The sequence below is a fragment of the Candidatus Villigracilis vicinus genome (assembly GCF_016702885.1).
In the GTDB taxonomy this organism is placed as follows: Bacteria; Chloroflexota; Anaerolineae; order Anaerolineales; family Villigracilaceae; genus Villigracilis; species Villigracilis vicinus.
This window is the reverse complement of the sequence record NZ_JADJDD010000030.1, coordinates 232,361-246,616: the sequence shown is the minus strand read 5'-3', so window position 1 is coordinate 246,616 and position 14,256 is coordinate 232,361. Positions and strand designations below refer to the sequence as shown.

Annotated in this window: 13 protein-coding genes; 1 reads left to right on the top strand and 12 read right to left on the bottom strand. The window is 52.1% G+C overall.

Annotated elements, in window-relative coordinates:
* Positions 1-2: 2 nt before the first annotated feature.
* The gene (locus IPG80_RS22080) at positions 3-779 is read left to right on the top strand and encodes an alpha/beta hydrolase (protein ID WP_345112020.1); all 777 of its coding nucleotides are present in this window, start codon (positions 3-5) and stop codon (positions 777-779) included.
* Between the two features lie 79 nt (positions 780-858).
* On the opposite strand, the gene rdgB is transcribed toward IPG80_RS22080, so the two are convergent.
* The 12 genes from rdgB to IPG80_RS22020 form a co-directional block, all read right to left on the bottom strand.
* A complete protein-coding gene (gene rdgB / locus IPG80_RS22075) occupies positions 859-1,458 on the bottom strand; it encodes an RdgB/HAM1 family non-canonical purine NTP pyrophosphatase (RefSeq protein ID WP_345112017.1) in 600 nt (199 codons plus the stop codon).
* Positions 1,459-1,515: 57 nt separating this feature from the next.
* Positions 1,516-2,550 carry a tRNA epoxyqueuosine(34) reductase QueG gene (gene queG, locus IPG80_RS22070; protein ID WP_345112014.1) on the bottom strand — a complete coding sequence of 345 codons (1,035 nt, stop codon included), beginning with the start codon at positions 2,548-2,550 and terminating at the stop codon, positions 1,516-1,518.
* Between the two features lies 1 nt (position 2,551).
* Complete coding sequence (locus IPG80_RS22065) at positions 2,552-3,184, bottom strand: NBR1-Ig-like domain-containing protein (RefSeq protein WP_345112012.1); 633 nt, start codon at positions 3,182-3,184, stop codon at positions 2,552-2,554.
* Between the two features lie 23 nt (positions 3,185-3,207).
* Positions 3,208-3,951: an NBR1-Ig-like domain-containing protein gene (locus IPG80_RS22060; RefSeq protein ID WP_345112009.1), complete on the bottom strand. Its 744-nt coding sequence runs from the start codon at positions 3,949-3,951 to the stop codon at positions 3,208-3,210.
* A 167-nt stretch (positions 3,952-4,118) separates the two neighbouring features.
* The gene (locus IPG80_RS22055; RefSeq protein ID WP_345112006.1) at positions 4,119-5,369 is read right to left on the bottom strand and encodes an NBR1-Ig-like domain-containing protein; all 1,251 of its coding nucleotides are present in this window, start codon (positions 5,367-5,369) and stop codon (positions 4,119-4,121) included.
* Between the two features lie 97 nt (positions 5,370-5,466).
* Entirely contained in the window at positions 5,467-6,432 is a 966-nt protein-coding gene (locus IPG80_RS22050; protein WP_345112002.1) for an NBR1-Ig-like domain-containing protein, read from the bottom strand.
* A gap of 88 nt (positions 6,433-6,520) precedes the next feature.
* Positions 6,521-7,669 carry an NBR1-Ig-like domain-containing protein gene (locus IPG80_RS22045; RefSeq protein ID WP_345111999.1) on the bottom strand — a complete coding sequence of 383 codons (1,149 nt, stop codon included), beginning with the start codon at positions 7,667-7,669 and terminating at the stop codon, positions 6,521-6,523.
* 131 nt (positions 7,670-7,800) lie between these two features.
* Complete coding sequence (locus tag IPG80_RS22040) at positions 7,801-9,063, bottom strand: ABC transporter permease (RefSeq protein ID WP_345111996.1); 1,263 nt, start codon at positions 9,061-9,063, stop codon at positions 7,801-7,803.
* Between the two features lie 11 nt (positions 9,064-9,074).
* A complete protein-coding gene (locus tag IPG80_RS22035; protein WP_345111993.1) occupies positions 9,075-10,262 on the bottom strand; it encodes an ABC transporter permease in 1,188 nt (395 codons plus the stop codon).
* 11 nt (positions 10,263-10,273) lie between these two features.
* Positions 10,274-11,806, bottom strand: a complete 1,533-nt coding sequence (locus IPG80_RS22030; RefSeq protein WP_345111990.1) for an ABC transporter ATP-binding protein — start codon at positions 11,804-11,806, stop codon at positions 10,274-10,276.
* Between the two features lie 175 nt (positions 11,807-11,981).
* On the bottom strand, positions 11,982-13,127 hold the full coding sequence (locus IPG80_RS22025; RefSeq protein WP_345111987.1) for a BMP family ABC transporter substrate-binding protein: 1,146 nt from the start codon (positions 13,125-13,127) through the stop codon (positions 11,982-11,984).
* A gap of 111 nt (positions 13,128-13,238) precedes the next feature.
* Positions 13,239-14,252: a BMP family ABC transporter substrate-binding protein gene (locus tag IPG80_RS22020; RefSeq protein ID WP_345111985.1), complete on the bottom strand. Its 1,014-nt coding sequence runs from the start codon at positions 14,250-14,252 to the stop codon at positions 13,239-13,241.
* Positions 14,253-14,256: the final 4 nt, after the last annotated feature.

Below are 14,256 nucleotides of genomic sequence, written 5' to 3'. Positions count from 1 at the left end.
TCATGCCGCTTGCTCAGGGCATTCATTACACACTTCACTCGCAGAAAGATGCTTTAAGCCGCCGCCCGCCGTTGATATTAATTCACGGCGCGGGCGGCAGTTTTTTATCCTGGCATCCGTATCAAAGGCGGCTGGAAGGTGAGACCGTCTACACGCTCGATCTACCCGGTCATGCTTCCTCAGAAGGCGAGAGCAGGCAATTTGTTGGAGAATATGCCGCAGATGTTGCCGGGTTTATGGATGACCTTGCCATTGAGTCTGCTGTGATCGTTGGGCATTCCATGGGCAGCGGCATTGCGTTGACCCTGGCATTGGAGTACCCGCACAAGGTGCGGGCGTTGGCATTGCTGGGAGGGGGCGCAAAATTACGCGTGGCTCCCTTCATATTGACACTGGCAGGCAGTCCGGCAACATTTCCCGAGGCTGTAGAGCGGATCAACCGCGCCTGTTTCGGTTCACATACCTCCGATGAATTGCTAGGTCTCTCTAAAAAGAATATGTTGAATACAAGACCATCTGTCTTGCATAACGACCTGCTTGCCTGTGACCGTTTTGATGTGATAACGCGGCTCGCGAATATTCATGTGCCTGCCCTCATTCTTTGCGGTACCGAAGATGAAATGACCCCGCCGAGATCTTCACAGTATTTGAAGGATAATCTCCCTAATGCGCAGCTGCATTTTCTGGAAGCGACCGGACACATGCTCATGCTCGAACAACCTGAAACCGTTGTGAAATTACTGAAACAATTTTTGGATGAGATTCCGCCGCTTTCCTAGCTGGTCGTTGATTTTATCTAATAAACTTTTCCTGCATTGAAAAAGAGACAGTTATCTAAGACAACTGTCTCTTTCATTTTTACACTGAAAATAATTGCTTTAAGGTCGGCATTGCGGCTATAACCGCCAATGCCCGGTGACTGAGCCGATTCTTTTCGTCCATACTCAACTCAGACATGGTTCTGCCGAGGTCTGTCAGCAAAAAGATCGGGTCGTACCCGAAGCCGCCTGTGCCGCGTTCTTCGGGAATGATCTCACCATAACAATTGCCTTCGGCAAATTCCATGCTGCCATCTGGTACGGCGACTGCGATCGTGGCGTGGAAGTGTGCCTTCCATGGGCGCGGCCTGTCTTTGAGGTTTTCCAACAGAAAGGCGCGTCGATCTGCATCTTTAGCGCCGGGCTTGGGGGAATATCTGGCAGAGTACAAGCCTGGCGCGCCGCCAAGCGCCTCCACTTCGAGACCTGAATCATCTGCAAGGGAGATCAATCCGCTGGCTTGCGCGAAGGCACGGGCTTTCTTCCCGGCGTTTTCCTGATAGGTGCTTCCATCTTCTTCAACTTCGAGCTGTAAGTTGATCCCTGCCGGGGTGATGAATTCTATGCCGATTCCTGTCAGTAGTTCTTGAAGTTCCAGTACCTTGCCCTGATTGTTGGTTGCGATGAGAAGTTTTTTCATATGAGGCTTTTTAGGTCACGCGATTGCGTGACATCTCCGATCTTTGGTATCGTCAGGCTACGAACCTGATTTGTATTTGATTTTATTGACAGCCCATTCGGCATGATTTTTTATCAACGTTTCTTCGTCTTGTGCGGACTTTTCAAGAATAGGGATGTCTTTCGCGCTTGCCCGATTACCGGCCGCAACGGCAAGATTGCGCAAATATCCGCGGCGCTTGGCGCGTTGAATGGGCGAACGTTTGAAGCGTTGGTTGAATGCCGAGGGTGTCAGAGTCAGGTCATCGGTCAGGATGGGAAGCGGAATGGATGGCGTAAGGGCGGGGTCCGTTGGCAGCGAGAATCGATTCCACGGGCAGGCCTGCTGACAGATGTCGCATCCAAAGATCCAGGTCTGGAGTTGTGGACGCAGGTCTGCGGGGATCTCGCCTTTGTTTTCGATCGTGAGGTAGGAGATACAGCGGCGCGCATCTATGGTTCGATCTGGGAGGATGCATTGAGTTGGGCAGGCGTCGAGGCAGCGTGTGCAGGTTCCACAATGGTCAGTGGTGAAAGGTTCATCCGGTTCAAGCTCAATGCCGAGTAGGATCTCTGCCAACAGGAAGGTTGACCCTGCTTGCGGGTTGATGAGCATGGAATTTTTCCCGACCCAGCCCAACCCGGCGCGTTGAGCCAGTTCGCGCTCGAGAATGGGACCCGTATCGGTGTAGCAGCGGTTTGGGACCGATTGCCCGACCTGTTCTTCGATGAATTGGACGATCTCGTTCAAGCGCGGCGGAATGACATCATGATAGTCATTACCCAATGCATAACCTGCGATCTTGAATTCATCATTCTTCATTTCGCTTTTTATGTTCGTATACGGCAACGCCAGAACGAGAATGGATTTGCATTCGGGGAGGATCAGCTTTGGGTCGGCACGGCGGGAGCGGTTGCGATCTGAAGCGAGGTAGTCCATGGCGGCGTGATGATGCGCGTCTAACCATGTTTGGAACATATCGAAGTGTGCAGGTGCTTCAGAAGAAGTAACGCCAGCCAGGACGAATCCCAGCTGGCGCGCTTTTTCTTTTATTGCTTGAGTGAGCCCGGTCAACTTATTGAACGACAATGACCACGGTGAGGATGAAGTCTTTTGAGCCAAAGGGAATGCCCTTGGAATTCACCATTTGCCAATAGCCCTTATATTCGCCCGGTGTGGTGGGGGCTTTGAACTGGACGGAGACGTCTATTTCCTGCCCGGGAGCAACGAGACCGGTGAGCGGAATGGGCTGGGCACTCATCCGTTCGTTGGGGGGAGAGCCGTAGGAGTAAATGGCTTTGTAGTCGGTATCCCATGTGCAGATACCAGTATTCTTGATCTTCCAGGTTTTTACAAAGTCCTGACCCGGGGTCATGGGAGTGCCATCGGGGATGGTCACGTCGAGCGTGGCAATGTCAAAGGAGTAGTCATCGCACAGGGCGTCGGGAGTGAGCGCTGCGATGGTCGGGTCAATGGTCGCAAGGGAAATCGTGGTTTCCGTGGGTAGCGGCTCAACGGTGGGTGTTTCGGTGGGCAGCGGTTGCGGGGTTGGGGTGAAGAATGCCGCCGTCAACGTGAATTCCGCTATGACTGTGCTTGCCGCCGAGGTGCGAATGGCATTAACATCCGGTGTGGGTACGATGGGGGTTGCGGGTGCGCATGCGGAGAGTATTGTGACCAGCAGAAGGATGGGGAATATTTTTTTCATAATTTCCTGCTTTTATATTTTTTTTATTCTCTTACTGAGATGATCCTGACCCACACTAGTGAGCCAAAATATTGTCCGGCGTCATCTTTGAGTTTAAAGTACCAGGTGTAATCGCCAGGGTCTTTGGGCGCCCTCATTGGAACGGAAAAGGTTCCGGTTGCGCCTGGCTTTACGAATGGACCTGTCTTGGGGATGATATAGTCTTTCTTGGGAAGTACATATATGGGACCTGTGGAGAATTCGGCAACGAAGGCAAAGGTATAGCCTTCGTCCCAGGCGCAGGTTCCAGTATTGATGAAATCCCAGCTTTTGGTGAAGTCTGTATTGAAAAGAATGGTCTTTCCATCATAAGGCTGTGATTCGCTGACGAGGTAGCCGTTACTACAGCCGTTCTGCGTGGTAACTGTGCTATACGAGCCAACCGTGGCAGTGAACGAAAGCCCACCAGCTTGCGGAGTTAACCCTGGTTGCTGGGTATTAAAGGTAAAGGGCGTGTTCGTGGGAATGCCGAACGCATCACTTGTGGGGATCGCGGGCAGTGTATTGGTGGGTGCGATCGTATTGGTGGGAATTGGGGTAGGGGGAATCGCAGCAGCCGTTTGTGTGGAATTTTGGGCGGCTTGGGTCAGCACACTCCCAAATGCCTGAGTCTGAATCGCACCAACATCCTGAGTGGGCGGCGGCGGAGTTAATCCTATGTTACAGGCACTCAAGAGCATTGCTGCAAGGATGAGTCCCGCCAACCGGCGAAACGTACGAAAATTCATGGTGAAACCTCCGAAAATGGTTAACTTTATTATAACGCACCCAGGAAGGGGTTTTATAAGCAGACTGCGCAGGTGTCTGGCTTATAAACAAAAAAAGGAATCACCACAGAGAACACGGAGGATGATTTTTTACATTCTTTCCGTGTTCTCTGTGGTGAAAAAATCTCTTACGGAGTGGGGGTATTGGTCGGTGTGGATGTAGAGGTAGCGGTGGGTGTAAATGTTGGCGTAAGCGTTTGTGTTGAAGTTAGAGTTATGGTGGGTGTGAAGGTTGCAGTGAAGGTCGGGGTGTTCGTGGCAGTGGGAGCCACGCCTTGGCGCACAATATGAGGATTTAACCAAATGGCAAGATCCTGGTTGTTTCCGCCATTCGCGCTGACCACCAGAATGAATTTGACCGTTTGCCCCGTCAGAGCGCCAAGGTCAAGGTCAACCGGATAATATTTCCCTTCGTATACTTCTGCCCAACTGGCAAAAGTATTTACCACGCCGTTGTTCAAGTAGTCGAGGCGGAAGATCACATTGCATTTCACTGCATCACGCTGACAATTGATGATGGTACGGAAGCGGTCGCCGCCTTGCACTGTGAATGCTGGGAACTGCCCGCTGATGATGCCGTTGTTCTTATCGGGCGGCACCGCCAGCAAACCAAATTCATCTTCAATAGAACCATCTTCCATTCTAGGGTTGTTTAAACGCAGGATATATCCGTTCGCATCGCCTTCTGTTCCGGGGCAAGGCAGGGTGGCACTGCCGTTTGACCAATCTGCCTTGCAGTAATTGTCTGCGAAGTTGTAGGCAACGAACGAGGGACCTGTTACGCGGATATCCACCCAGAAAGCGGTATCTGCCTGATCGCCGATACCAAACAGTGTTCCCGAAGCGTTGCGGATCTTCCAATAGCCGCGGTATTTTCCGTCGTTGCCAGGTGAGATCATCGTGACGGGGATCTCAATGTATTGCCCCGGCGCCACACTACCCGGCATGGGGACGGAGACAGGCGCGCTCATGCCGTCGCCGCTGGAGAAGACGACGGCATATGAAGTAGACCAGGTGCAAGTGCCCACATTGCGGATGCGCCATACTTTGACGAAAGTAGTGTTACGTGGGACGATGCTGCCATCGGGGTAGGTCACATCAGCGAGGAACAGTGCCGCATCACACTTGGACGTGGAACTGGGCGGCTGCACCACAGGCTGATTCGTCGCTGTAGGCGAGCCTGCCAGAGTCACGGTCGGTTGGGGCAAGCCTGGGGTGACGGTACCCGCTGCCGCCTGAGTCTGAGCCGAAGCGGTGTAGAGTCCGTTCAGGGTGGCAAAGGGATCAGGCGTCGCCGAGCTTGAAGGCAGGTTACAGGCGAGTTGAACAGTCAATAGAATGATAACCAGAATGAGTAGGGGTGAGTATCTACGAGACATGCTTCCTCCGTTTCTTTTCAATCATTAAAGACGCTCGACCTGTCCGCGAGGTTCCCAATAAAAAGAAGCCGGTGTAACCCGGCTTCTTTTTATATGGTTAGGGGCAGTAGAATTCGAAGGGGATCAAGGGGTATTCTCTATAGAAAGGTTCAAGGATAACAACCTGCATCCAACGGTTGCTGTTTTGTGATGCGGCGCGTCCTAATTTCCAGACATGGTCGGTATCTACTAACTTCCCAGCTTCCTTCATTGTGACTGTTCTCTTATAATCGTTGTTACCATCTTGTTGGCGGACTTGGTATGTGAATTTCAGCGGACCGTTGGTGGTGATGGTAATAATGGAAGTGTAAACCATGTTCGCAGGTTGACAACCATAATCGGGTTCGCGGTCGATCTCCATGGTTACATCCACAATGTCATAGGCGATGGCGGTGGTGGTGGTGAGATTGGCAACTTCGATATCGGTGTAGAAGGCTGCCTGATAGACACCAACGCCAAAGTTGATGCCATCTGGAGTTTGTAATTTCCATTCGGAGTGAAATTTCCCTGCGGTGGCGGGGGCTGTTAAGACCAGTGAAATAGGCACAGTTTGTCCGGGTCCTGTAACTTGGGGGAGTTGATAGACATAGCCACCGCCAAGAATATCACCTGACCAGAAAACGATCTTGTAGGTGGTATCCCAAACGCAGGTGCTGGTATTGGTGATATACCAGGTCTTGGTGAATTGAACACCAGGTTTGAATATCTTGCCATCCACCACGGTTTCGTCTTGCAGGCTGGCTTTGGCGCATTCGACCTTGCCTGTGGTCACGCCTGTAGTGGGAGAGACCAGCGGGATCGGAGAGCCAAGAGTGGGCATGGCGAATGGTGTCTTGGTCGGAACGAGGGTTTCAGCTGGGGTTTCGGTGACAGGGGCTTCGCTCGGCGCCTGGGCTGCCACTGTTTCTGCCACGGAGGTTTGAATGATCGCCTGATTTTCCTCTTCGCTGCCGCCGCAGGCGGTAATGAGCGCTGCAACGATAAAGGTCAGGGTGAGCAGGGTTTGTAGTTTAGTTTTGAGCATTTTTTTCCTTTCGTATTTCGTAGAAAATTATACTGTTAAATGACAACGCCCGCATTTGCGGGCGTTGTTGGATTAATGCTTTATTATTTTATTGATACGTCACAATTAGCTTCACAGTCCCAAAACGGACGGCATCTGCAACACCGTTGCCATTCGGATTAGGTGATTTAAACTGCAGACGCAGTTGCAATCTCGATGTGCCCACTGCGCTTTGAACCAAAGTTTTCATATCAGCACTTTCAAATTGGGAACTGAGTTCACCGGCACCGCACCAGCGGATGTATGCACCGGTTGGGTCGCCTGAAGCAACATAGTCACCTGCATCCATAGCACCAAAGTTTTGAGCATAAGCTCGCAAACACCCGTCTGCAAGGCTGAATGGGGTACCAAGCATGTCATAGCTGCTGAAATCTACAACTACTTTTGTAATCGTGGCACCTGATGGGATCAGGGACATGTCGAAACTTACGAAAGCCTGTAAGCCTTCATTTGAACTGCTATCACCTACATTTGGATTTCCGTTGGTGGTTCCAGTGGATGTTACGTGTCCATCTTCGCCACTCAGAGTCGTTAGAATGACCTGAGCAATGGCGGGTGGAAGTGCGGGGAGTGTGTTTGTGGCTGTGGCAGTAGCAGGCGCCTGGACTTTGATGTCTACATAGAAGGCTCTACCCTGATAGCCATTCAGAACGGGTACCAACACATTGTTATTTGAGACAATGCGCCAATAACCACGGTAATTTCCGGCTGTATTGGGGGCGGTGAGGTTTACCTCCAGGTCAATTTCCTGCCCTGGGTTAACAGCACCGATCGGCTGAGATGCAGGTCCGCTCATGACATCGCCGCTATCAAAGACGAGGGTGTAGCCATTCCAGGCACAAGTGCCGGTGTTTTTGATCCGCCACTTTTTGGTGAAAGCCTGCCCCTGTGACATGACTGTCCCATCGGGGATGGTCACATCTGTGACGAATTGCGCTTGCGGACATACAGGCGTGGCGGTAAATGCTGGTGTATTCGTGCTGGTGAGTGAAGGGGTTGATGTGCTGGTTGCAGGCAACCCGCTCCCCACAGGAGTAAAGGTGGGGGTGGCGCTGATATTTATCAAGGCAGCCACTGTTTGCGCAGCAAAGGTTGCATTGGCTTCTGCACCTTGCGGGTCGTTAGAGGGCAGGTTGCAGGCACTCAAGAATAGGATGCAAACGATGAATAAGTGGAATTGGCGTGTTAATTTTCTCATGATTCTCCTCTTTAATTAAAAATATTTTACCGCAAGAAAGGGGACGGGTTATCCATCTTAATTCCCAAACAAAAACAGGAGTTGGGAAACTCCTGTTTTTGTAGTATCAATCGAAATGGAGAAAGAAGCGCTTATTTCTCGTAAGGCTGCCCATCCGCTGCGGGCGGGATGGCACGCCCGACCACACCAGTCAGGATGATCATGGTCACGATATACGGAGCCATGAGTAAAAACTCCGAGGGGATCGGGACGCGCAGGATCTGCAATTTCACCTGCAGAGAATCTGCGAAGCCGAAGATGAGCGAAGAGGTGTATGCGCCGATCGGATTCCAATTCCCGAAGATCATGGCGGCAAGCCCAATGAAGCCTTTCCCGGCTGTCATGGCTTCGTCAAAGCGCCCAACGGAGCCAATGGTGAAATAGGCGCCGCCCAGCCCGGCGATCATACCGCCTGCAATCACATTGACATAGCGAGTCAGATACACGTTAATGCCCAGTGTGTCTGCTGCCTTGGGGTGCTCGCCAACCGCACGGGTGCGCAAGCCCCAGGGGGTGTAATACATAACAATGTGCATGACGACGACCAAAATGATCGCCAGGTAAACGATCAGGTTGTTTTCGAAAAAGACCGGTCCCAACACGGGGATCTTTGCAAACAGTGGAATGGAGATGATGGGGAATGTGCCAGAGTTATTCAGTAGGTCACCTGCGCTTTGCATGAAGCGTGAACTGATGAATGCCGTGGCTCCTGCGCCGAAAATGTTGATGGCGACACTGCTTACAGTTTGGTCTACTTTAAAGCGGATGACAAGGTAGGCATGCAAGGCAGCGACCAGTCCTCCCACTAAAATAGCGGCGAATAACCCCACGTATAAGTTATGACTTACAGTGGCGGTGATGACTGCGATCTGTGCCGCGATCAGCATGATGCCTTCGATACCGATGTTGATGACTGCTGAACGTTCGCTGATCACACCGCACAACGCTGCCAGAGCAATAGGGGTGGCGCGAACCAGTGAACTGCTCAACATGCCCGTTAAGTTAAAGGATTTATCCTGTGCTGCCCACATGAGGAAGGCGAATACAAATGTGAAAGCCAGAATGCCAATTAATGTTCCAGTGGAACGTACACCGCGTGCCAATTGATACGCCCCGGCAAAAACTGAAATTGCTGACATCAGGTAAATCATGGGTTGTGCGGGAACGACAAAATCCGGCACAGTTATCGCTTGTGAATTGGAAAGGTTTAATCCAAACGTAGTTTGAACGCCGCTCTGGGTATTCAAACCGAATAGTAGATAAATGATCAGACCTGCCACGAGCAGCGTACTCCCGTAGGAAATGCGTTTGCGTTTGTCTGCCACCAGATTGGGTTCAATATTTGTGTTTGCCATACCAGCCTCGTTTATTTGCCCCAGCCGCGGGTCAATACCGTGCCTTCAACTTTAAGAGAGCGGATTCGGTACAACCAGCGGATAATATCTGGCGCGGCGATAAAGACGATCACCATGCCTTGAATGATCGAGATAATATCGATGGGAATTCCAGCCATGGATTGCATATCCGTTGCGCCGCTGCGGAGGAAACCGAACAGGAGCGCCGCCAATACAACCCCAGCTGGGTGACTTCTGCCAAGCAGAGCAAGCGCGATCGCATCGAACCCGTACCCGGCAGAAAAACCCTGCCCCACCCAGTGGTCAACGCCGAGAACTTGCGAAGCTCCTGCCAGACCGGCAAGTCCGCCTGCAAGGAACATGACTAGTACGAAATTGCGGATGATGTTCATGCCTGCATACTTGGCAGCATCCGGGTTGGCACCCACCGAACGGATCTCAAACCCGATCGTGGTCTTGAATAGGAGCCAATAGACCAGATACGCCACCAGTAAAGCTATGAAGAAGCCGAGGTTGAAGCGCAAGGGCGAAGCAAAGAAACGCGGCAATTCTGCGCTGGCTTCAATATTTGGCGTTACCGGGCGAAACCCTGAAGATTGCATTGGACCGCTGAGCAGCCAGTCGCTCAAACGGAAGGCGATCCAGTTCATCATGATGGTGTTGACCACTTCATGCGCGCCGAAGCGGGCTTTTAGATAGCCGGGGATCATGCCCCAGATCGCGCCGCCTAACGCACCGCCTAAAATGGCAAGCGGCAAATGGATGATCATCGGCAGTCCCTTAAGGCTGTAGCCAACAAAGGCTGAAGCCAGTGCGCCGATGAAGAACTGCCCCTCTGCTCCGATGTTAAAGAGACCGCAACGGAAGCCCAACGCCACCGACAGACCGGCGAAAATATACGGAGTGGCAGTGACAAGACTTTCAGTGAAGGGATAAATGGCTTTCAGTAAAGCCTCGGTATCACCAGTGGCAAAGTAGGATTGAAAGCCTGCAATATAATCAGCGGGTGTGCCGAAGGAACCGGCAAAGAGTGCACCGTATGCAACGAAGGGATTTTCACCACTGGCAACGATCACGATCGCGCCAACGATCAATCCTGTTAGAACGGCGAGCACAGGGATCAACAATTCCTGTGCGAGCGCGTTGCGTTTGTTTTCTTTTTTCCCGGCGTCTGGGGCGGGAGCGGCTGTAGTACTCACAGATACAACTCCTAATTCTTATTCGAGGTTTCGGAGGGGTGAACGCCCGCCATCAGCAAGCCAAGTTGTTCTTTGCTTGCCTTGTTCGCATCAACGATTGCCATGATCTGTCCCTTGTACATCACTGCAATGCGATCGGAGAGAGCGAGAATCTCATCCAACTCGGAGGAGACCAACAGGACCCCGGCACCCTCGTCGCGTTTTTTGATGATCTGGGAGTGGATGTACTCGATCGAACCTACATCCAGACCACGGGTCGGTTGCGAGGCGATCAGCAATTCGATCGGGCGCGAGAACTCGCGAGCCACGATCACTTTTTGCTGGTTGCCGCCTGAAAGCGTTCCCGCATTGACGTAAATGTTCGGCGTGCGCACATCGTATTGCTTCACCAATTCTTCGGCGTTGCTAAAGATGGACTTTTTCTGAAGGGAGACTCCCTTGGCAAAAGGTGGCTTGTAATAGGTGCACAACATCATATTGTCGTGAATGGGGAAAGAAAGGATTAAACCATGGCGCTGGCGGTCTTCAGGGATATGCGCCACACCGCGCTCTAGAATATTGCGCGGCGTTGTGTTATGGATGGGCTCATCCAGCAGACGGATGGTACCCGTATCGAGCGGCAAAAGTCCGGTAAGGGCATATACCAACTCGGTTTGACCATTTCCCTGCACCCCGGCAATGCCGAGAACTTCACCTTTGCGTACATCGAACGAAACTCCCTGAACCGTCATGTGCTGGCGTTCGTCGCGGACATGGAGATCTTCCACAACGATCACGGGGGCACCCGGCTCGGAGAGCTTTTTCTCCACGACCAGGTTCACGTCACGTCCCACCATCATGGTGGCGAGGATCTCGGAGGTGGCTTCTTTCGGGTCGATTGAGCCAACAACGGTTCCAAGCCGCAGGACAGTGATGTCATCGGCGACGGCTAAAACTTCTTTTAACTTGTGTGTAATAAAAATGATGGATTTGCCCGCTTTGATGAGCGTATCAATGATCTTGAACAAGCCTTCCACTTCCTGCGGGGTGAGCACAGCCGTCGGCTCGTCAAGAATGAGGATATCGGCATGGCGGTAGAGAACCTTGATGATCTCCACGCGCTGTTGAATACCCACCGGAAGATCTTTGATGTAAGAATGCGGATCTACTTCCAGACCGTACTCATCCGAGATCTCGCGGATCCGGTTCGCCACTTTTTCCTTATCTAGGAAGATGCCGTTCTTGGTGGGTTCGATGCCGAGCATCACATTCTCAGTGACAGTCATCACCGGAACCAACATGAAGTGTTGATGCACCATGCCGATACCTTGTGCGATCGCATCGTTCGGTCCTTGAATTTCCACCTCTTTGCCGCGGACAATGATCTTGCCTTCATCTGGTTTATATAACCCATACAGGATGTTCATCAACGTGCTTTTGCCTGCGCCGTTTTCCCCCAGCAGGGCTAATATCTTTCCCTCTCGCAGCGTAATATCGATCTTATTGTTTGCAAGAACGCCGGGGAAACGTTTGGTAATACCGCGCAATTCCAGAACATTTGTCATACATGCCCTCCATGATGCCTGAATTCAATAAATCCAAAAGATCTTTTTTGCACTGCCCCATTATAAAGGACGTGCATGCGAATTGGGGACTACGACGAAAACACCTTCGGGATTTAGGGAAGGAAAAAGCCGGAGGAGAAACCTCCCCCGGCTTTTTTTAATGCAGGATGGTAATTTACTTTGTGGCGATGGAGCCGTCGATGATGCCCTGCTTGACGGCATCAAGTTGAGCCTTGAGTTCGTCAGAAGCGCCAGCAACGTCAGAAATGCCAACGCCGCCGTTTTCAACGGTGCCGACATACATGCCGCCAGCAAAGGTGCCGTCGACTTCAGCCTGAATGGCATCGAACACAGCAACATTCATGTTCTTGAGAATGCTGGTGAGGATGATGTCGGTGTATTCGGGGGAGGAAACGGTCCAGTCAGTGTCCACGCCGATGATCTTGCAGGCGCCGGATTCCTGGCAGTAGGCAGCGGAGCCGAGACCGACAGGTCCAGCTACCGGCAGGATGATGTCGGCGCCTTCCTGAACGAAGGATTCAGCGAAGGAGCGTCCGTCATCGAGGGAGTCGAAGTTACCGGTGAAGGAACCATCATTGGCTTCGGTGCTCCAGCCGAGGACTTCCACAGCGGTGCCATTCTGTTCGTTGTAGTACTGAACACCCTTTTCGTAACCGATCATGAAGGAAACAACGGGCGGAATGTTGATACCACCGAAGGTTGCAACCTTGCCGGTCTGGGTGGAACCAGCCGCAGCATAACCAGCGAGGAAGCCAGCCTGGTCAATGGCGAAGGTCAAACCGAGAACATTGGGAAGTTCGCTTGCGGAACCGCAGCTCTTGCCTTCTTCAGCGGGGTCGCCGAAGCAGTCAGGGTAGGAGTAGTCCACGATCGCGAAGTGAGTATCAGGATTCGCCTTGGCAGCGGTGGCAGTATCAACGCCGAGCAAGAAACCGACGGTGATGATCAGGTTGGTGTCTTCATCCACAAACTGCTGAACGTTCTTGGCGTAGTCAGCCTGCTGGGTGGATTCGAGATATTTGCCTTCCACACCGAGTTCGGCAACAGCCTTTTCAACACCGGCGTAAGCAGTGGCGTTGAAGGACTTGTCATCGATACCGCCGAGGTCGGTCACCTGACCAACTTTAACGACAGCGGCAGCTTCGGTAGCGGGGGCTTCAGTGGCGGCAGCTTCGGTAGCAGGGGCTTCAGTCATGGCCTCTTCGGTCATGGCTTCTTCAGTTGCGGCAGGGGCGCCACAGGCAGCGAGAATCATCGAGGCGATGATCAAAGCTACCATAACAAAGTAAAGCTTCTTCATGTTATTTCTTCTCCTCTAGAAGATAGTAATTAGAAAGGTTAGCATTTTTGCGAACCTTACGACGCTTGTAAGTATAAATCTACTCCAATCTTTGTGCAAGAGAGCGCAATGTTAACGCGGATCTGTAACGGTTGGTTCAAGCTCGCCCTTCGCCAAGGCTGCCAGTAAAACCTCCATTTGAAGGCTAAATTCAGGCGAAAACGTTGGATTTAGCGCCGTAAACTGAATTTTTCCGATTCGAAAATTTTGGATGTTCCCCTGCTGTACCTCACGCATCACTTCCTGAACCTCGAACTGGGTCTGCCCATAAAAAGAAGTGACCACGCCCGAGCCGGATTCTCCCAATGCCGCTGCCTGGTTGCGCTCTGCCCCAATGGCGTACACGCCAAATTCTGAAGCCGCTTTTAATGCTCCTTGCCCGGTTACCCCACCTGCCGCAAAGAGCACATCGGCGCCGCGGCGGATCAAATCTGTGGCAGTTTCGTAGCCCCATGCCTCATCTATAAATAATTTCTCACGGTCTCCATTTTCTCGGTAGACGACCAGAGAGATGATCTCGCTGGTCGCGAACTTTACTCCTGCGCGAAAGCCTTCGCAGTAGCGCCACATCGCGTCGATACCGGAGGTTTCGCAAACGGCCGCCACAATTCCAGTCTGTGTCAATTGTGCAGCGCTGACCCCGGCGGCAAAGCCCATTTGGTCTTCAGGGAAGGTGACAGAGATGAGGTTGGGGTATGAACCCGCAAAGGTTTGGTTGAAGCCCACGAAGGTGGCAGCAGGCTCAAGGTCCACACTTTGAAGCGTGGCGTCTTCCAAAGCTATGCCGGAGGTGAAGATCACGTCAAAGCCACGGTCTGTAAAATAGGTGATGTTCTTTGCGTAATCGCGCGCATCCACAGAGGCAATGAATTCCACCCGATCTGCCAACCCGTTCATGGAGGCTTCTTGCAGCCCTGCCCAGGCATCTTGATTGATGCCATGATCTGCAATGCCAAGGGTGTCTGTGACCAATGCTGCGCAGAAGACATCTTCACGAAAACAATCTGGCGATGACAGGCAGGCTGCAAGCGCCCAACATGTCATCGCCAGAACGATGTATTTCGAAATGAGTAACTTGTTACCCACCACT

Excerpts from the sequence above, each read along its gene's own strand:
- IPG80_RS22025 (WP_345111987.1), bottom strand. The coding sequence starts at position 13,127 with ATGAAGAAGCTTTACTTTGTTATGGTAGCTTTGATCATCGCCTCGATG.
- IPG80_RS22050 (WP_345112002.1), bottom strand. The coding sequence starts at position 6,432 with ATGCTCAAAACTAAACTACAAACCCTGCTCACCCTGACCTTTATCGTT.
- rdgB (WP_345112017.1), bottom strand. The coding sequence starts at position 1,458 with ATGAAAAAACTTCTCATCGCAACCAACAATCAGGGCAAGGTACTGGAA.
- IPG80_RS22030 (WP_345111990.1), bottom strand. The coding sequence starts at position 11,806 with ATGACAAATGTTCTGGAATTGCGCGGTATTACCAAACGTTTCCCCGGC.
- IPG80_RS22060 (WP_345112009.1), bottom strand. The coding sequence starts at position 3,951 with ATGAATTTTCGTACGTTTCGCCGGTTGGCGGGACTCATCCTTGCAGCA.
- IPG80_RS22040 (WP_345111996.1), bottom strand. The coding sequence starts at position 9,063 with ATGGCAAACACAAATATTGAACCCAATCTGGTGGCAGACAAACGCAAA.
- IPG80_RS22045 (WP_345111999.1), bottom strand. The coding sequence starts at position 7,669 with ATGAGAAAATTAACACGCCAATTCCACTTATTCATCGTTTGCATCCTA.
- IPG80_RS22080 (WP_345112020.1), top strand. The coding sequence starts at position 3 with ATGCCGCTTGCTCAGGGCATTCATTACACACTTCACTCGCAGAAAGAT.
- IPG80_RS22065 (WP_345112012.1), bottom strand. The coding sequence starts at position 3,184 with ATGAAAAAAATATTCCCCATCCTTCTGCTGGTCACAATACTCTCCGCA.
- IPG80_RS22055 (WP_345112006.1), bottom strand. The coding sequence starts at position 5,369 with ATGTCTCGTAGATACTCACCCCTACTCATTCTGGTTATCATTCTATTG.